The organism is Janibacter hoylei PVAS-1 (assembly GCF_000297495.1).
Taxonomy (GTDB): Bacteria; Actinomycetota; Actinomycetes; order Actinomycetales; family Dermatophilaceae; genus Janibacter; species Janibacter hoylei.
Map to the genome: position 1 here is coordinate 56,335 of NZ_ALWX01000005.1, position 16,292 is coordinate 72,626.

Below are 16,292 nucleotides of genomic sequence, written 5' to 3' on the forward strand. Positions count from 1 at the left end.
CCCACGCGTGAAGGGGGACGACGACCACGGGTCGTCGTCCCCCTTCGCCATGTCCTGACGAAGACCTGACGAAGTCGGGAGATGCCCGTGGGGTCCTCGTCATCTTGACCTCCTAGCGTGCCAAAGGCCCTGCCCCGGGGCCACCACCCCTGCACGAGGAGATCTCGCATGTCCCGGACCACGATGCTGGCCGCCGGTGCGCTCGCCGCCGCCGGCCTGCTCCTGTCGACGGGTGCCCAGGCGGCGCCCGCCACGCCCGAGCCCACCCCGCAGGCCGAGGCGGCCGGCATCACCGAGCCGGGCGAGGCGGCGATGGGCTGGCGGCAGCGCGACGTCCGGACCCGCTCCCAGGTCGCGGCCGCCGTGCCCGCCGGGGTCCCGGGCATCGACGTCTCCAACTGGCAGGGCCAGGTCGACTGGGCCGGTCAGTGGGGTGCCGGCAAGCGCTTCGCCTACGTCAAGGCGACGGAGGGCACGACGTACACGAGCCCCTCCTTCGGCCACCAGTACACCGGCTCCTACGCCCAGGGCTTCATCCGCGGCGCCTACCACTTCGCGCTGCCCGACAGCTCGAGCGGGACCACCCAGGCCAACCACTTCGTCGACCACGGTGGCGGCTGGAGCGCCGACGGCAAGACCCTGCCCGGCGCCCTCGACATGGAGTGGAACCCCTACGGCGCCACCTGCTACGGCAAGACGCAGACGCAGTTGCGCACCTGGATCAACGACTTCCTCACCCAGTACAGGTCGCGCACGGGCCGCTACCCGGTCATCTACACGGCGACGAGCTGGTGGACGCAGTGCGTCGGCAGCGACACGACGATCCCGACGAAGTCACCGCTGTGGATCGCTCGCTACTCGTCGACGCGGGGCACGTTGCCGACCGGTTGGCCCACGCACACCTTCTGGCAGTACAGCGACACCCCGATCGACCAGAACGTGTGGAACGGCACCCTCGAGCGCCTGCGGTACTTCGCCGCGAACTGATCACCGACGGGCGGGGCGGTGCCGTGTGGCGAGACGCACGGTGCCGCCCCGCTCGCGTGCGAGTACGCTCGGGGGCGTACGAGTCAGTCGTACGCGTGCTCCGGGGTCGGTGTAATTCCGAGCCGGCGGTGACAGTCCGCGAGCCCGTCCTCTCGAGGTCGGGTTGAGCTGGTGGGACTCCAGCACCGACGGTGAAAGTCCGGATGGGAGGCAGCACGCGGCGGCGCGGTCGTGCCGTGCGTGGTGACCCATCGCGGCCGACGTCACCGGGTCTCCCGGTGCTTCGCGCACGCCGTCACGCCCTTGGCGTGCCTCCCTGCACCCGTGGTCCGCGTCGGACCACGGAGAGGCAGATGCAGGGACCGATGACCACCGAGCAGGCGATGGCGCGTGCCGTCGACCTGGCGGCCCGCGGTCTGGGCCACACGGCCCCCAACCCCGTCGTCGGGTGCGTCGTGCTCGACGCCGACGGCGCACCGGTCGGCGAAGGGTGGCACGCCCGGGCCGGCGGCCCCCACGCCGAGGTCGTCGCGCTGGCCGCCGCGGGAGAGGCCGCGCGCGGGGGCACGGCGGTCGTCACCCTCGAGCCCTGCCGCCACGCCGGCCGGACCGGCCCGTGCACCACAGCCCTGCTCGACGCCGGCATCGCCCGGGTGGTCGTCGCGGTGCCGGACCCCACCGCCGCTGCTGGTGGGGGAGCGGACGTGCTGCGGGACCACGGGATCGAGGTCGTCGAAGGTGTCGGGCGAGAGGCCGCCACCCACGTCAACCGGGCCTGGCTGCACGCCGTGAGGACCGGACGTCCGTACGTCACGTGGAAGCTCGCGAGCACCCTCGACGGGCGCACCGCCGCCGCCGACGGGACGAGTCGCTGGATCACCGGGCCCACGGCCCGCGAGGCGGTGCACCGGCTGCGCGCGGAGCGTGACGCGGTCCTCGTGGGGGCCGGCACCCTGCGTGCCGACGACCCGCACCTGGCCGTGCGCGGGGTCGAGGGCGCGACCCAGCCGCTGCGGGTCGTCGTCGACACCCGCGCCGAGATCGAGCCGACCGCCCGTGTCCTCGACGACGCGGCCCCGACCCTCGTCGCGGTCGCCGAGGGAGCCGACACGGCGCGACTGACCGACGCGGGGGTCGACGTGCTCGCTCTACCCGTGGGGGAGCGCGGCATCGACCCCGCGGCGCTCCTCGCCGGGCTCCACGCGCGGGGCGTGCGCTCCGTGCTGCTCGAGGGCGGCGCCCGTCTCGCCGCCTCCTTCGTCGCGGCCGACCTCGTCGACGAGGTCGTCGCCCACTTCGCGCCGGCACTGCTCGGGGCCGGCGCGCCGGTCCTCGGGGACGCCGGCATCACCACCATGACCGAGGCGCTGCGCCTCACCACCACCGACGTCACGCGGCTCGGCGACGACATCGCCGTCACGGCCGCCGTGAGGAGGGAGCACTGATGTTCACCGGGATCGTCGAGGAGCTCGGGGAGGTGGTCGCCATCGTGCCGGGGGAGGAGTCCAGCCGGATCACGGTGCGCGGCGCCGTCACCACCAACGAGGCCGCCCACGGGGCGTCGATCGCCGTCAACGGCGCGTGCCTCACCGTCACCGACCACGAGCCGCAGGGGGGCGAGGTCACCTTCGACGTCATGGCGGAGAGCCTGCGGCGCTCCGCCCTGGGCGATCTGGTCGTCGGCGACGCGGTCAACCTCGAGCGCGCCATGGTCCTCGGTGCCCGTCTGGACGGGCACCTCGTGCAGGGGCACGTCGACGGCACGGCGACGATCCTCGAGCGGCGGCCGGGCGATGCCTGGGAGGAGGTGCGCCTCTCCCTCGCGCCGGAGCTGGCTCCCTTCGTCGTGGACAAGGGCTCGATCTGCCTCGACGGGGTGAGCCTGACCCTGACCCGGGTCGGCGACGACCACGTCGAGGTCGCCCTCATCCCCACGACGCTGCAGCTGACCACCCTGGGGCGCAAGGGCGTCGGTGACCGGGTCAACGTCGAGGTCGACGTCCTCGGCAAGTACGTGCAGCGTCTGTTCACCCTCGACACCAAGGACCCGCGATGACCCACGACGAGACCCTGCTCGACCCGATCGAGAGCGCGATCGAGGCGATCGCCGACGGTCGGCCCGTGCTCGTCGTCGACGACGCCGACCGGGAAAACGAGGGCGACATCATCTTCGCCGCCGACGCGGCCACCGACGAGCTCATGGGCCTGACGGTGCGCCTGGGCAGCGGGGTCATCTGCGTGGCGATGACCGGCGGTGACCTCGACCGGCTCGCGCTGCCCCCGATGACGGCCATCAACGAGGACGCCAAGGGCACCGCCTACTCCGTCTCGGTCGACGCCCGCGAGGGAGTGACGACGGGCATCAGCGCCGCCGACCGCGCGCGGACCGCCCGCCTGCTCGCCGACCCGGCGACGGGGCGGGAGGACCTCGCCCGTCCGGGGCACGTCTTCCCCCCTGCGTGCCCGGGACGGCGGCGTGCTCGTGCGGCGCGGCCACACCGAGGCGGCAGTCGACCTGTGCCGGCTGGCCGGTCGGACCCCGGCCGGCGTCATCTGCGAAGTCGTCGAGGAGGACGGCTCGATGTCGCGCCTGCCGCAGCTGCGCCGCCTCGCCGACGAGCGGTGCTGGCCCCTCGTGAGCATCGCCGACCTCGTCGACCTGCGGCGCCGCTCCGAGGCCCTCGTCGACAGGGTCGTCTCGACCCGACTGCCCACGGCCGCAGGCGAGTTCACCGCCCACGGCTACCGCAGCCAGGTCGACGGCAGCGAGCACGTCGCCCTCGTCCGCGGCCACGTCTCCGCGGACGTCCCGCTCGTGCGGGTGCACAGCGAGTGCCTGACGGGGGACGTCTTCGGGTCGCTGCGGTGCGACTGCGGGCCGCAGCTCGAGGCGGCCCAGGCGGCCGTCGTCGGCAGGCCGGCGCGGGGGTCGTCGTCTACGTCCGCGGGCACGAAGGGCGCGGCATCGGCCTCGTCGACAAGCTACGGGCCTACGCCGCCCAGGACGAGGGGGCCGACACCGTCGACGCCAATGCCGACCTGGGTCTGCCGGTCGACGCCCGCGACTACACGCACGCCGCGCAGGTCCTGCGCGACCTGGGCATCACGCGCGCGCGCCTGCTGAGCAACAACCCGGCGAAGGTCGCGGCGCTCACCGCGCTCGGGGTCGAGGTCGTCGAGCGGGTGCCGCTGCCGCCGAGCGTCACGAGCGACAACCTGCACTACCTGCGCACCAAGCGCGACCGGATGGGACACGACCTGCCGTGTCTGCCGGACCACCACGACGAAGGGAGCACGCGATGAGCGGGCACGGAGCACCGACGATGGCGATCGAGGGCGCGGACGGGCTGCGGGCAGCCGTCGTCGCGTCGAGCTGGCACACCCAGGTGATGGACGGGCTGCTCGCGGGGGGCGGTCACCACCCTCGCCGAGGCGGGCCTCGAGGCGGAGGTCGTCCGGGTCGCGGGGAGCTTCGAGCTGCCCGTCGTCGCGGCCCAGCTCGCCCGCACCCACGACCTGGTCGTGGCCCTCGGGGTGATCATCCGGGGCGGGACCCCGCACTTCGACTACGTCTGCCAGGCTGCGACCGACGGGCTCTCGCGGGTGGCCCTCGACAGCGGGACCCCGGTCGGCTTCGGGCTGCTCACCTGCGACGACGACCAGCAGGCACTCGACCGGGCCGGTCTGCCGGGGTCCACGGAGGACAAGGGGCGTGAGGCGGCCGAGGCCGCGCTGGCGACCGCGGTGACGCTGCGCCGCCTGCGGGCGTGACGCACGCCACGTCGGTGCAGGTGCTGACGGCGCACACACCGCGGGGCTAGCCTTGCGCTGCAGCGCCGACCCGGTCGATCCCCCTGCTCCCGGGTCGGCGCTGTCCGCGCCTGCCGACGGTCAGGAGGCGTTGCTCGTCGCGAGCAGGTCGACGTCGCCGAGCGCCGACTGCGCGACCTGGCGCATCTCCTCCGACGTGTAGCTCTTGCCGTCGAGCTCGGCCACCGTGAGGTACGAGGTCGAGCTGCCCCGCGTCGCCTCGACCCACCAGTAGGTCGCGCCGTCCTCCCCACGGGCGTGCCACGAGCGGAAGGTCGCCCCTCCGGGCAGGTCCTCGGTGACCCGCTGGGTCACCGAGTAACTCTCCTCGCACAGGGCCACGGCCTGATCGATCGCCTCGGTGGGCGGCGTCGAGGCGCCGGAGGTCGTCGTCCCGATCCACTGCCCGGAGACGACCCTGCCGTCGTCGAGCGTCGAGACGCGACGGTCCCAGGAGTCCGACTGCGGGGTCTGGAAGCACTGCCCGTCGGGCTCGGTGCTGCCCTGGGTGCTCGCGACCGGCAGGCCGAGGGCGGCGGACCACTCGTCGGAGTCGAGCATCTGCAGGGCCGGGTCCCCGGTCGCCGTCGAGGTCGCAGCCGGCGGGGTGCTGCCGACGCCCTCGCGGACGAGGAGGGTGGCGCCGGTGGCGACGAGGGCCGAGGCCGCGAGCCCCGCGATGACGGTGAAGGACCGGCGACGCCGCCGGCGCAGGTCGCGGGGTGCTCCGCCCGCCGTCGACCGAGCCCGGACGAAGGCGGGCTCGGGCAGCGGCTCGGCCGCCACGTCGTCCATGAGCGACATGAGGGCGCCGCGCACGCGCGCGTCGTCCTCGGGGCCCCACGGGGTGTCGTCGTGCGCGTCACTCATCGGGCTCCTCCTTGTCGCCGAGTGCGGTGGTCAACTGGGCCCTACCGCGGTGCAGACGGGCCTTGATCGTGCCGGGTGGTGACCCGGTCTGTCGGGAGATCTCGTCGACGGACAGGTCGGCGAGGTAGTGCAGGGCGAGGGTCTCGCGCACCTCCGGGCCGAGGGTGCGCAGGGCCGCGACGATCGCGACCCGGTCCTCGCTGGGCTCGCGGGGGGTGCTCGGCTCGCCGTGCCGCTCCATCGCGGTGGTCCGGTTGGTGTCCTTGCGCCATGCGGAGATCGCTATGCGTCGGGCCACGGTCCGCACCCAGGCGCCCGGCTCGTCCGCGGCTCGTACCTGGTCCCACCGCTGCCATGCCCGGGCGAAGGCCTCCTGGGTGGAGTCCCGCGCCAGCTCGAGGTCGCCCGTGGAGGCGTACACGAGATGGACGACGCGTTGCGCCGTGGAGCGGTAGAAGTCGTCGAACTCGGCCTCCGCCGAAGCATCGCCTCCCTTCATCACCCCTCCAGACGCACGTCGGGGCACCTCGGTTGCCCCCCGGAAGAAATCTTTTCGTGACCCACGGCTGGCCTCCACCACACACCCGGCCCCGTCGGTGACGATGGGGGTGTGACGGTGATGGAACTCATCCGGTCGGCCACGACCGGGGACGACGCTACCCGCAGACGACCTGACCTGCGGGCAGCAGCCGCTGGTGCGCTCACCGCCCTCGCCGGATGGTTCGTCGTCGTCATCGTCGTCCTGCTCGGTGCCCTCGCCGTGCCCCGTGCCACCGCCGGCATCGGTGACGCGCTCGGCTCGGGCAGTCTGCTCTGGCTCGTGCTCGGTGGCGCCCGCCTCCACCTGGGGGAGGGGCACGCTCGCGCTCACCCCTCTCCTCGGGCCGTTGCTGCTCGTCCTGCTCGCACGCGCCGGCGCCCGACGCGGCCTGGCCGACGACGCCGACGGCGTGGAGCAGGGCAGCTGGCTGGCCGGCTACGCCGGGGTCGGGGTGCTCACGGCACTCCTCGGGCTGCTCTCGCCCGCCGGGCCCGTCCTCGTCAGCCTCGTGCTGCCCGTGCTCGCCGTCCCCGCGCTCGGCCTCCTCCTGGCGCAAGGCGCCCCCTCGAGGGTCGGGGAGCTGTGGGACCGCGCGCCGGTCTCCGTGCGGCGCGGCCTGCTGCCGGGCGCGAAGGGAGCGGCCCTCCTCCTCGGGCTGGGCTCGCTCCTCGTCGTCGTCGCGACCCTCGTCCACATCGGCCGGGTCACCCACATCCACGCCGAGCTCGAGACCGGGCTCCTCGGCGGGCTCGCCCTCGTGCTGCTCCAGGTGATGCTGCTGCCCAACCTCGGCATCTGGGCGCTCTCGCTCGCTGCCGGCCCGGGCTTCTCGACGGCGGGCGGGGCCATGACGACGTGGTCGAGCGCGGAGGCCGGGCTGCTGCCCATGGTGCCGGTGCTCGCCGCCCAGCCGCAGCCCGGGCCCATGCCGTGGGTCGCCCACCTGCTCGTCCTGCTCCCGCTCGTCGCCGGAGCCTGGATCGGTCGCGAGACCCTCTCGCGGGTCCCGCGCCTGGCGCCCACGCAGTCCAAGCTGGCGGCAGTCCTCGCGGCCGTGGTCGTGGCGGCACTGGGTGTCGCGCTGCTCGACGGGCTCGCCGGAGGGTCGCTCGGCGCGATGCGGCTGGCCCACCTCGGCGCGCCGGCCGTCAGCCTCGCCCTGGTGCTCGTCCTCGAGCTCGCTGCCGGTGCGCTCGTCGTGCTCGCCCGCGACTGGTGGCTCCTGCGGCGCTGAGCACCACCCACCGAGCGGTAGCGTGATCAGCACGTCGTCGGGGAGGTGGGCTCGTGGTCCGTCCAGCGCTGGCCCTCGCCCTGACGGCTGTCGTGATCGCCGGCTGCACCCGCACGGACTGGCACGAGCCCCCCGCCCGCACCGAGACGGTGACGGCGAGTCCCACGACCGACCCGACGACCACCCGCACCGAGACGGCGGCGACGAGCTCCACGACCGACCCGACGACGGCCCGCTCCGGGCCGGCGACCATCCCCGCCCCAGGGCGGCTGCGGGCGTCGACGTCGACCGCCGGCTTCGTCTCGCCGAGCGGCAAGATCGCCTGCACGCTGTCGGCGGGGGAGACCCCCTTCGCCCGCTGCGACCTGCGCTCCGGCAGCCTGCCGGTACCCCCGGAGGTCCGCGGCGAGTGCATCCACGACAGCGGCACGAGCATGGTCGTCGACGGTGACGGAGCCCGGCCGGGGTGCGTCAGCGACGCCGTGCAGGGGCAGTCGACGACCGAGGCCCGGGCCGCGGGCTGGTGGCGCGAGGACTTCGGCGAGGGCAGCCTCGGCGAGGCGGTGCTGCCGTACTCCCGTGCCCTCGACGTCGGCGACGGCGTCGGCTGCGAGAGCCGGACCACCGGCATGACCTGCCGGGTCGGGGAGCACGGCTTCACGATCAACGACACGGCGTACACCACGTGGTGACCGCCTCCTAGACTCGCGGGGTGAGCGCCCCCCTTCGTCTCGTCGTCCTCGTCTCCGGCTCCGGCTCCCTCCTGCAGGCGCTGCTCGACGCACAGGCAGCGGGCACGCTGCCCGCACAGGTCGTCGCCGTCGGGGCGGACCGGGCCTGCACCGGTCTGGAGCGCGCGGAGGCCGCGGGGGTGGCGACCTTCGTCGAGGCGGTCGGTGACCACGCCGACCGGGCCGCGTGGGACGCGGCACTGGCTGCCCGCATCGCCGAGCAGGCGCCGGGCCTCGTCGTCACCGCGGGCTTCATGAAGATCCTCGGACCGCAGGCCCTGGCCGCCGCCACCTTCGTCAACACCCACCCGGCGCTGCTGCCCGCCTTCCCCGGCGCCCACGGGGTGCGCGATGCCCTCGCGTACGGCGTGACCGTCACCGGTTCCACCGTCCACCTCGTCGACTCCGGTGTCGACACCGGGCCGATCATCGAGCAGCGCACCGTCCCGATCGCGCCCGACGACACCGAGGCGAGCCTGCACGAGCGGATCAAGGTCGTCGAGCGCGAGATGCTCGTCGACGTCGTCACGGCGATGGCCACCGGTGGGTGGCGGGTCGAGGGACGTCGGGTCCACGTCGGCTGAGCATCTAGACTCGGGGCCACACGACTGGCGAAGGTGGATCACCACCGGGGAGTGAGACAAGTCGAGGTGCATCGCCCGCCTGGGTGCACCCACCGCACCGCAGCGACCCTCCAGGAGTACTCGTGTCAGACCGTCGTCCCGTCCGCCGTGCCCTCGTCTCCGTCTACGACAAGACCGGTCTCGAGGACCTCGTGCGCGGCCTCGCCGACGCCGGGGTCGAGCTGGTCTCGACCGGCGGCTCCGCCGCGACGATCGCCGGGCTCGGCCTGCCGGTGACCAAGGTCGAGGACCTCACCGGCTTCCCCGAGTGCCTCGACGGCCGGGTCAAGACCCTGCACCCGCGGGTCCACGCGGGCATCCTCGCCGACACCCGGCTCGAGGACCACGTGCGGCAGCTCGACGAGCTGGAGGTCGCCCCCTTCGACCTCGTCGTCGTCAACCTCTACCCCTTCGCCGACACCGTCGCCTCCGGCGCGGGCGTGCAGGACTGCATCGAGAAGATCGACATCGGCGGCCCGACGATGGTGCGCGCCGCGGCCAAGAACCACGCCTCCGTCGCCATCGTCACCGACCCCACGACCTACGGTGACGTCCTCGAGGCCGTGCGCGGCGGCGGCTTCACCCTTGCCCAGCGGCAGCGGCTGGCGACCGACGCCTTCGTCCACACGGCGACCTACGACGTGGCCGTCGCCTCGTGGATGGGATCGGTCGTCAGCCCGAGCGACGAGACCCCCTTCCCCGGCTGGATCGGTGGCACCTACGCCAAGAAGTCCGGCCTGCGGTACGGCGAGAACCCGCACCAGGCCGCCGCGCTCTACGTCACCGACGGCGGGGGCGGTATCGCCGGTGCCGAGCAGCTGCACGGCAAGGAGATGTCGTACAACAACTACATCGACGGTGACGCCGCGCTGCGCGCCGCCCACGACCACGCCGGCCTGCCGACCGTCGCGATCATCAAGCACGCCAACCCGTGCGGCATCGCCGTGGGGGAGAGCATCGAGGTCGCCTACGAGCGCGCGCACGCGTGCGACCCCGTCTCCGCCTACGGCGGCATCGTCGCGACCAACCGCCCGGTGACCGCGGCGATGGCCACGGCCCTCAACGACACCTTCTCCGAGGTCGTCGTCGCGCCCGACTTCGAGCCGGACGCCCTGGAGATCCTCAAGGAGAAGAAGAACCGCCGCCTGCTCAAGGTCGCGAAGCCCGCCCCGGGCGGCGTCGAGACCCGGCCGGTCTCCGGCGGCCTGCTCGTCCAGCAGCGCGATGCGATCGACGGCGTCGTCGAGCCGACGGGGGACGACAAGCCCACCCAGGGCCACGGCGACGACCCGAGCGCCTGGGCGCTCGTGACGGGTGAGGCGGCCGACGCGGCGACCCTCGCCGACCTCGCCTTCGCCTGGCGCGCGGTGCGCGCGACGAAGTCCAACGCCATCCTCCTCGCCAAGGACCAGGGCTCGGTCGGCATCGGCATGGGCCAGGTCAACCGCGTCGACTCCTGCCACCTCGCGGTGAGCCGGGCCGGCAAGGAGCGGGCGAAGGGGGCCGTCGCGGCCTCGGACGCCTTCTTCCCCTTCGCCGACGGGCTGCAGGTGCTGCTCGACGCCGGCGTCAGCGCGGTCGTCGCCCCCGGCGGCTCCGTCCGCGACGACGAGGTCGTCGCGGCCGCCGAGGCGGCCGGCATCACCATGTACTTCACCGGCACGCGGCACTTCGCCCACTGATCGCCGACGACGATACGGAAGGATGACCACGTGACGGCACAGATCCTCGACGGCAAGGCGGCGCTCGCGTCGATCAAGGACGAGCTCAGGGTGCGGGTGGCCGCGCTCAAGGAGGCGGGCATCACCCCGGGCCTGGGCACGGTCCTCGTCGGCGACGACCCCGGCAGCCGCTGGTACGTCGGCGCCAAGCACAAGGACTGCGCGGAGATCGGTATCACGAGCATCCGGCGCGACCTGCCGGGCAGCTCGACGCTCGACGAGGTCCTCGCCGTCGTGCGCGAGCTCAACGAGGACCCGACGTGCACCGGCTTTCTCGTGCAGCAGCCGACCGGGCTGGACGAAAACGCGATCCTCTCCGCCGTCGACCCGGCCAAGGACGTCGACGGGCTGCACCCGGTCAACCTCGGGTGGCTCGTCCTGGGCGAGCCGGCTCCGCTGCCGTGCACGCCGATGGGCTGCATCGAGCTGCTCCGCCGGCACGACGTCCCGATCGAGGGTGCCCACGTGGCGATCGTCGGCCGCGGCATCACCGTCGGGCGGCCCCTCAGCCTCATCCTCACCCGGCGGAGCGAAAACGCGACGACGGTCTCGTGCCACACCGGCACGCGTGACCTCGCGGCGGAGGTGCGGCAGGCCGACATCGTCGTCGCCGCGGCCGGAGTGCCCGGCATCATCACGGCTGACATGGTCAAGCCCGGTGCGGCCGTGCTCGACGTCGGCGTGAGCCGGATCGTCGCCGAGGACGGCACCTCCAAGGTGGCCGGTGACGTCGCGGCCGACGTCGCGGAGGTCGCCGGCTGGGTCAGCCCCAACCCCGGCGGGGTCGGCCCGATGACCCGGGCGATGCTGCTGACCAATGTCGTCGAGGCCGCGGAGCGCGGGCTGGCATGAGCGAGGCGGGGTGTAGCACGGCGGGTGGCCCGCCCGACGAGACGTCGGCGACCGGGCGCCCTGCCCTCGACGTCCGTCCGCTCGCCGCTTGGTGGCTGATCTTTGCGGGCATCGTCACCGCGCTGCTCTTCATCCTCACCGACCACGTCCTGCGGGCGACCCTGTGCTTCGGGGGGTCGCTCCTGCTGGCTGCGGTCCTGCGGGTGACCCTGCCCGGGTCCAAGGCGGGCGGCATTGCCGTGCGTGGCCCGCTCGTCGACCTCGTCATCCTCATCGGGCTCGGCGTCGCGGTGCTCGTCGCCGGCTTCACCCTCGACCTCACCGCCCGCTGAGCACGACGAAGGGGGCCGACCGCACGACGTGCGGTCGGCCCCCTTCGCGCTGCCGGGGCGGGGGCGTTAGGCCTTGATGAGCCCGAGCTTGGTGACGGCCTCGCGCTCCTCGGCGAGCTCGGCGACCGAGGCGTCGATCTTGGCGCGGGAGAAGTCGTCGATCTCGAGGCCCTGGACGATCTCCCACGTGCCGTCCTTGACGGTGACGGGGAAGGAGGAGATGAGGCCCTCGGGGACGCCGTAGGAGCCGTCGGAGCAGACCGACATCGAGACCCAGTCGCCATCGGGGGTGCCGAGCGCCCAGTCACGCGCGTGGTCAACCGTGGCCGAAGCGGCGGAGGCGGCCGAGGAGGCGCCACGGGCCTCGATGATCGCTGCGCCGCGCTTGGCGACGGTCGGGATGAAGGTGCTCTCCAGCCACTCCTGGTCGCCGACGGCCTCGGCGGCGTTCTTGCCGGAGACCTCGGCGTGGAAGAGGTCGGGGTACTGGGTGGCCGAGTGGTTGCCCCAGATCGTCATCTTCTTGATCTCGGTGACCGGCACGCCGAGCTTGGCCGACAGCTGGCTGATGGCGCGGTTGTGGTCCAGACGGGTCAGCGCGGAGAAGCGCTCGTTGGGGATGTCGGGCGCGTTGTTCATCGCGATGAGCGCGTTGGTGTTGGCCGGGTTGCCGGTGATCGTCACGCGGACGTCGTCAGCGGCCACCTTGTTGAGGGCCGCACCCTGCGGGGCGAAGATGCCGCCGTTGGCCTCGAGGAGGTCACCGCGCTCCATGCCCGGGCCACGGGGGCGGGCGCCGACGAGGAGGGCGTGGTTGACGCCTTCGAAGACCTTTTCGGGGTCGTCGCCGATCTCGACACCGGCGAGGGTCGGGAAGGCGCAGTCGTCGAGCTCCATGACGACGCCCTCGAGAGCCTTGAGAGCCGGGGTGATCTCGAGCAGACGCAGCTCGACCGGGGTGTCGGGGCCGAAGAGCGACCCGCTGGCGATGCGGAAGAGAAGGCTGTAGCCGATCTGGCCGGCGGCGCCGGTGACAGCGACCTTGACGGGAGTGGTGCTCACGAGAAGTCGTACCCCTTCGTGCGGTGATTGGGGAGCAGATACGGTCTCGACCCTACTCCGAGGCGGGGTGCCGGTGTCACCGGCGTCCGTCAGCCCAGCGCAACGAGTGCCACGGGGTCGGTCGTCGGCTGCCGGGACCCTCCAGTGGGCTCGACGCTCAGGCCGACGCCCTCGGCTGCGGTGACATCACCCTCGAGCACCATCTCGCCGTCGGTGCCGGGCACCATCCCGGCGGAGGTCATGGCGCCGGATGGGGCCTGCAGCCAGGCCTGGTAGGCGTGCCCGTCGCCGGGGTCGGCGAGCCCCTCGACGCGCAGCACGGCCTTGCCCATGCGCTCGGAGCGCACGACCCGGACCGTGCCGCCGTCGGCGGTGGCGACCTCCTGGGTCCGGGCGTCCGGTGCCGCCACGACCTCCTCGGAGATGCTCGTGGTGGCGCGGTCGACGACCTGCCAGGTGACACCCCCACCGACGACGAGACCGGCGGCCGCGGCGAGGGCGACCCAGCGGCGCCGCGCCCGCCGGCGAAGGGGGAGCACCTCCGCCTCGTCCTCGGCGTGGGTGGGCGTGGGGTGCGCGGCGGGCGGCGGGTCCTGACGGGTCTGGGCGGCGCGGGCCAGGATGTCGTCCCGCAGCGAGGGCGGCGGGGTGACCGCGACCGTCTCGGCGAGCAGCGGGGTGACCGCGCCGAAGGAGTCGACCTCGTCGCGGCAGGTCGCACAGCGCGCGAGGTGCTCCTCGAAGTCGGCGCGCTCGTCGTCGTCGAGAGCGTCGAGGGCATAGGCCCCGGAGAGGCTGTGCAGGTCGTCGCTCATGGGGTCACTCCCAGCTGGTCCCTCAGACGGATGAGTCCGTCGCGGATGCGTGTCTTGGCGGTGCCGAGTGGTAGGTCGAGGAGGCTGGCGACCTCCGTGTGGGTGTAGCCGCCCAGGTAGGCCAGGCTCACGGCCTCGCGCTGGTTGGCGGTCAGCCCGTCGAGGGCCGAGCGCACCCGTGCGGCCTCGATCCGGGCCGTGGCCGTCTCCGCGGTGGTGTCGAAGTCGACCTCCCGGGAGCGGGCGTGCCAGCCGTCGTCTCGGACCGCGGCGGCCTGGCTCGAGCGCACCCGGTCGATGGCGCGGTGGTGGGCCATCGTGAGCAGCCAGCCGATCGCCGACCCGCGCCGCGGGTCGAAGTGGCTGGCCCGGCGCCACACCTCGAGGTAGACCTCCTGGGTCACCTCCTCGGACTGCGCCGGGTTGCGCAGGACCCGCAGGATGAGACCGTGCAGTCGGGGAGCCGTCTCGTCGTAGACGGCGGCGAAGGCGACCTCGTCCCCCTTCGCCACCTGCTTGAGGCGGTGGGCGAGCCGGTCGTGGCCCCCCGTGGGCAGGCTCCCGCTCGGAGCCCGTGGGGGCATCCGGCGGGTCCTGCTCACGGGGAGGGGGCACGAGGTCCATGGTGACGGATCAGGTCACTTCTTGGCGGTCGGCATGAGGACCGAGTCGACGATGTAGACCGTGGCGTTGGCGGTCTGCACGTCGCCGCAGACGACGGTGGCGTCACCGACGGTGAAGTCCTCGCCCGAACCCTTGACGGTGATCTTGTCGCCGGCGAGGGTCTCGTGGGTGCCGGCGAGATCCTCGGGAGCGAGGCGGCCTTCGACGACGTGGTGGGTGAGCACGGTCGTCAGCAGGCCCTTGGGGTCACCCATCGCCTTGTCGAGCGTGGCCTGGTCCATGGCGGCGAAGGCGTCGTCGGTCGGGGCGAAGACGGTGATGTCCTCGGAGGAGTTGAGTGTCTTGGCCAGGTCGGCCTCGGTCACCGCCTTGACGAGGGTCTTGAGGAGCGGGTTGTTGCTCGCGGCGGTCGCGACCGGGTCGGTCGACATGCCGTCGAAGGAGCCCTTGCCGTCCGTGGGGACGTCGGCACAGCCGTCCCCGAAGGGGGCCGCGGCCTCCGTCGCCTTCGACGAGGAGGAGGACATCGCGTCGGACGTGCTCGACGAGCCGCTCGAGGTGCTGTCGGTGTCGCTGCCGCACGCGGCGAGGGCGAGGGGGAGGGTGAGGGCCGCGATCGCGGCGACGGTGCGGGGGGTGGTCCTGCGGTACATGTCTGCCTCCAGGGGCGTCGTGGGGGGGCTGTGCAGGAAGGGTTCGGAGCGCGCGCGCATCCGGATGGGTCGGTCAGTCGGTGACGGTCACCGCGACCGAGTGCCAGCCCGTGGCGCCGGCGGGGAAGGGGGTGGCCTCCTGCTGCGTCTGCAGCTCGCCGTCGCCGTCGGTCGCCCGGACCGTGAGGTCGTGACGACCCGGCGTCGCGTCCCACGGGAGGAACCACTGCCGCCAGCAGTCGACGCCCGCCTCGGTGCCGAGCGTCGCCCGGCGCCACTCGCCGTCGTCGACGCGCACCTCGACCCGCTCGATGCCGCGGCGCTGCGCCCAGGCGACGCCCCCCGATGACGGTGCGCCCGGGCGGGATGCGGCGCAGCGCGCGCGGGGTGTCGATCCGGGCCTGGGTGCGCACGCGCCCGTCGGTCGCCCAGTCGCGGTCTGTCCAGTACGCACTCGCCGCGTCGTAGCGGGTGACGGTCATCCGGGTCAGCCACTTCGTCGCGCCGACGAATCCGTAGAGCCCGGGCGTGACGAGGCGGGCGGGGAACCCGTGCTCGCGGGGGAGCGGAGCGCCGTTCATCCCGACGGCGACGAGCGCGTCACGGCCGTCGAGCAGGGCCGAGAGCGGTGTCGAGATCGTCATGCCGTCGGTCGAGGTCGAGAGCACCTGCAGGTCGGGGTCGCGTGGGTCGGTGTCGAGTCCGGCGCGGGCGAGCAGCTCGCGAGTGGGCACGCCGAGCCAGCGTGCGTGGCCGATGTAGGGGCCGCCGACCTCGTTGGAGACGCAGTTGAGGGTGATGTCGCGCTCGACCATGGTCAGGGCGAGCAGCTCGTCGATGTCGAGCGTCAGCTCCTCGGGCACGTCGCCGTCGATCGTCAGCGACCAGTCGCCGGGGTCGACGCGCGGGGCGATCAGCGCGGTGTCGATCCGGTAGAAGTCCCGGGTGGGTGTGACGAAGGGGGAGATCCCCGGTCGCCCGAGGTCCACCCCCTTCGCCAGGGGCGGCAGCGGATTGGCCGCGGCGGGCAGCTCGAGGGTCGGTGGTCGCGACCGGGCGATGAGCGTCTGGCCGGTCCCGCCGAGCGCGGCGGCCACGGCACCCGTGCCGCCGAGGGCGAGGACCCGTCGTCGGGTCGGCCGGTCGGGTCGGCCGCGGGTGCCGGTGGGGACGAGTCGGCCGACGAGGGCGTCGAGGGCGAGTACCCCGACGACGGCGGCGACGAGGGCGGGCAGCCAGGCGAGGTCGCCGGCCGTGGGGCGCAGCACGGCGGCGGCGCCAGCGAGTGCGGTGAGCAGCAGGAGCAGCCCCGTCGAGACGAGCCGTGACCGCGGCCGGACCGCCCCGGCGAGGGCGGCCAGCAGCAGGGTGGCGACCGCGACCGACCCGATGAGGATCGGCTTGTCCGCGGTGCCGAAGGTGCCGACCGCCCACTCC

The 16,292-nt window shown here is 73.5% G+C and carries 17 protein-coding genes, 5 pseudogenes and 2 riboswitches; of the genes and pseudogenes, 14 read left to right on the plus strand and 8 right to left on the minus strand.

The genetic code is table 11. The annotated features are described in order from the left end of the window. Positions 1–168 precede the first annotated feature (168 nt). The 7 genes and pseudogenes from B277_RS01670 to ribH all read left to right on the plus strand — a co-directional run bounded on the left by B277_RS01670 (position 169) and on the right by ribH (position 4,758). Positions 169–987 (plus strand): lysozyme, encoded by an 819-nt coding sequence (locus B277_RS01670; protein ID WP_007924450.1) that lies wholly within the window; start codon positions 169–171, stop codon positions 985–987. Positions 988–1,078: 91 nt separating this feature from the next. Next, positions 1,079–1,208, plus strand: a riboswitch (FMN riboswitch). Between the two features lie 144 nt (positions 1,209–1,352). Then, a complete protein-coding gene (gene ribD, locus B277_RS01675; protein WP_238148055.1) occupies positions 1,353–2,432 on the plus strand; it encodes a bifunctional diaminohydroxyphosphoribosylaminopyrimidine deaminase/5-amino-6-(5-phosphoribosylamino)uracil reductase RibD in 1,080 nt (359 codons plus the stop codon). Further along, positions 2,432–3,043, plus strand: a complete 612-nt coding sequence (locus B277_RS01680) for a riboflavin synthase (protein ID WP_007924456.1) — start codon at positions 2,432–2,434, stop codon at positions 3,041–3,043. The genes ribD and B277_RS01680 overlap by 1 nt, the downstream gene beginning before the upstream one ends. Next, a pseudogene (locus tag B277_RS19670) lies at positions 3,040–3,372 on the plus strand (3,4-dihydroxy-2-butanone-4-phosphate synthase); the annotation flags it as partial. The gene B277_RS01680 and the pseudogene B277_RS19670, both read left to right, overlap by 4 nt. Positions 3,373–3,469: 97 nt before the next feature. Next, positions 3,470–3,835 (plus strand): annotated as a pseudogene (locus B277_RS20150) (3,4-dihydroxy-2-butanone-4-phosphate synthase); the annotation flags it as partial. A gap of 77 nt (positions 3,836–3,912) precedes the next feature. Next, a pseudogene (locus B277_RS20155) lies at positions 3,913–4,290 on the plus strand (hypothetical protein); the annotation flags it as partial. Then, positions 4,287–4,758 (plus strand): annotated as a pseudogene (gene ribH / locus B277_RS01690) (6,7-dimethyl-8-ribityllumazine synthase). The pseudogenes B277_RS20155 and ribH, both read left to right, overlap by 4 nt. A 120-nt stretch (positions 4,759–4,878) precedes the next feature. Here ribH and B277_RS01695 read toward each other — a convergent pair. Both B277_RS01695 and B277_RS01700 read right to left on the minus strand, forming a co-directional pair. Next, entirely contained in the window at positions 4,879–5,667 is a 789-nt protein-coding gene (locus tag B277_RS01695) for a hypothetical protein (protein WP_007924459.1), read from the minus strand. Further along, positions 5,660–6,166: an RNA polymerase sigma factor gene (locus B277_RS01700; RefSeq protein WP_007924460.1), complete on the minus strand. Its 507-nt coding sequence runs from the start codon at positions 6,164–6,166 to the stop codon at positions 5,660–5,662. Before B277_RS01700 ends, B277_RS01695 begins: the two co-directional genes overlap by 8 nt. A 328-nt stretch (positions 6,167–6,494) precedes the next feature. Between B277_RS01700 and B277_RS01705 the strand changes: the two genes are divergently transcribed. The 6 genes from B277_RS01705 (at position 6,495) to B277_RS01730 (ending at position 11,701) form a co-directional block, all read left to right on the plus strand. After that, positions 6,495–7,442, plus strand: coding sequence for a cell division protein PerM (locus B277_RS01705; RefSeq protein ID WP_156811710.1), 948 nt, complete (start codon positions 6,495–6,497; stop codon positions 7,440–7,442). A 53-nt stretch (positions 7,443–7,495) separates the two neighbouring features. Then, positions 7,496–8,134: a hypothetical protein gene (locus B277_RS15625; protein ID WP_007924464.1), complete on the plus strand. Its 639-nt coding sequence runs from the start codon at positions 7,496–7,498 to the stop codon at positions 8,132–8,134. 20 nt (positions 8,135–8,154) lie between these two features. Next, positions 8,155–8,757, plus strand: coding sequence for a phosphoribosylglycinamide formyltransferase (purN, locus tag B277_RS01715; protein WP_007924465.1), 603 nt, complete (start codon positions 8,155–8,157; stop codon positions 8,755–8,757). Positions 8,758–8,767: 10 nt separating this feature from the next. Beyond that, positions 8,768–8,849: riboswitch (ZMP/ZTP riboswitch) on the plus strand. 30 nt (positions 8,850–8,879) lie between these two features. Further along, positions 8,880–10,478: a bifunctional phosphoribosylaminoimidazolecarboxamide formyltransferase/IMP cyclohydrolase gene (gene purH, locus B277_RS01720; RefSeq protein ID WP_007924478.1), complete on the plus strand. Its 1,599-nt coding sequence runs from the start codon at positions 8,880–8,882 to the stop codon at positions 10,476–10,478. Between the two features lie 30 nt (positions 10,479–10,508). Continuing rightward, complete coding sequence (locus tag B277_RS01725; protein WP_007924479.1) at positions 10,509–11,369, plus strand: bifunctional methylenetetrahydrofolate dehydrogenase/methenyltetrahydrofolate cyclohydrolase; 861 nt, start codon at positions 10,509–10,511, stop codon at positions 11,367–11,369. After that, the gene (locus B277_RS01730) at positions 11,366–11,701 is read left to right on the plus strand and encodes a DUF3017 domain-containing protein (protein WP_007924480.1); all 336 of its coding nucleotides are present in this window, start codon (positions 11,366–11,368) and stop codon (positions 11,699–11,701) included. Before B277_RS01725 ends, B277_RS01730 begins: the two co-directional genes overlap by 4 nt. Positions 11,702–11,767: 66 nt before the next feature. Here the strand turns inward: B277_RS01730 and B277_RS01735 are convergent, their stop codons facing one another. From B277_RS01735 to B277_RS18615, 6 genes and pseudogenes are all read right to left on the minus strand, one after another. Beyond that, positions 11,768–12,763, minus strand: a complete 996-nt coding sequence (locus B277_RS01735; protein WP_007924481.1) for a malate dehydrogenase — start codon at positions 12,761–12,763, stop codon at positions 11,768–11,770. Positions 12,764–12,852: 89 nt separating this feature from the next. Further along, positions 12,853–13,578, minus strand: coding sequence for an anti-sigma factor (locus B277_RS01740; RefSeq protein WP_007924482.1), 726 nt, complete (start codon positions 13,576–13,578; stop codon positions 12,853–12,855). Beyond that, on the minus strand, positions 13,575–14,180 hold the full coding sequence (gene sigK / locus B277_RS01745) for an ECF RNA polymerase sigma factor SigK (RefSeq protein WP_238539347.1): 606 nt from the start codon (positions 14,178–14,180) through the stop codon (positions 13,575–13,577). The genes B277_RS01740 and sigK overlap by 4 nt, the downstream gene beginning before the upstream one ends. A 36-nt stretch (positions 14,181–14,216) precedes the next feature. Further along, positions 14,217–14,855, minus strand: a complete 639-nt coding sequence (locus tag B277_RS01750) for a fasciclin domain-containing protein (protein WP_007924484.1) — start codon at positions 14,853–14,855, stop codon at positions 14,217–14,219. A 73-nt stretch (positions 14,856–14,928) separates the two neighbouring features. Beyond that, positions 14,929–15,153: a molybdopterin-binding protein gene (locus B277_RS18610; protein WP_238539351.1), complete on the minus strand. Its 225-nt coding sequence runs from the start codon at positions 15,151–15,153 to the stop codon at positions 14,929–14,931. Positions 15,154–15,367: 214 nt separating this feature from the next. Next, positions 15,368–15,718 (minus strand): annotated as a pseudogene (locus B277_RS18615) (molybdopterin-dependent oxidoreductase); the annotation flags it as partial. Between B277_RS18615 and B277_RS18620 the strand changes: the two are divergent. Continuing rightward, on the plus strand, positions 15,605–16,183 hold the full coding sequence (locus B277_RS18620; RefSeq protein ID WP_238539352.1) for a hypothetical protein: 579 nt from the start codon (positions 15,605–15,607) through the stop codon (positions 16,181–16,183). The pseudogene B277_RS18615 and the gene B277_RS18620 sit on opposite strands and share 114 nt — an antisense overlap. Positions 16,184–16,292 lie beyond the last annotated feature (109 nt).

Coding starts and splice junctions, on each gene's coding strand:
- B277_RS01670 (WP_007924450.1), top strand. CDS start 169: ATGTCCCGGACCACGATGCTGGCCGCCGGTGCGCTCGCCGCCGCCGGC.
- ribD (WP_238148055.1), top strand. CDS start 1,353: ATGACCACCGAGCAGGCGATGGCGCGTGCCGTCGACCTGGCGGCCCGC.
- B277_RS01680 (WP_007924456.1), top strand. CDS start 2,432: ATGTTCACCGGGATCGTCGAGGAGCTCGGGGAGGTGGTCGCCATCGTG.
- B277_RS01695 (WP_007924459.1), bottom strand. CDS start 5,667: ATGAGTGACGCGCACGACGACACCCCGTGGGGCCCCGAGGACGACGCG.
- B277_RS01700 (WP_007924460.1), bottom strand. CDS start 6,166: ATGAAGGGAGGCGATGCTTCGGCGGAGGCCGAGTTCGACGACTTCTAC.
- B277_RS01730 (WP_007924480.1), top strand. CDS start 11,366: ATGAGCGAGGCGGGGTGTAGCACGGCGGGTGGCCCGCCCGACGAGACG.
- B277_RS01740 (WP_007924482.1), bottom strand. CDS start 13,578: ATGAGCGACGACCTGCACAGCCTCTCCGGGGCCTATGCCCTCGACGCT.
- B277_RS01750 (WP_007924484.1), bottom strand. CDS start 14,855: ATGTACCGCAGGACCACCCCCCGCACCGTCGCCGCGATCGCGGCCCTC.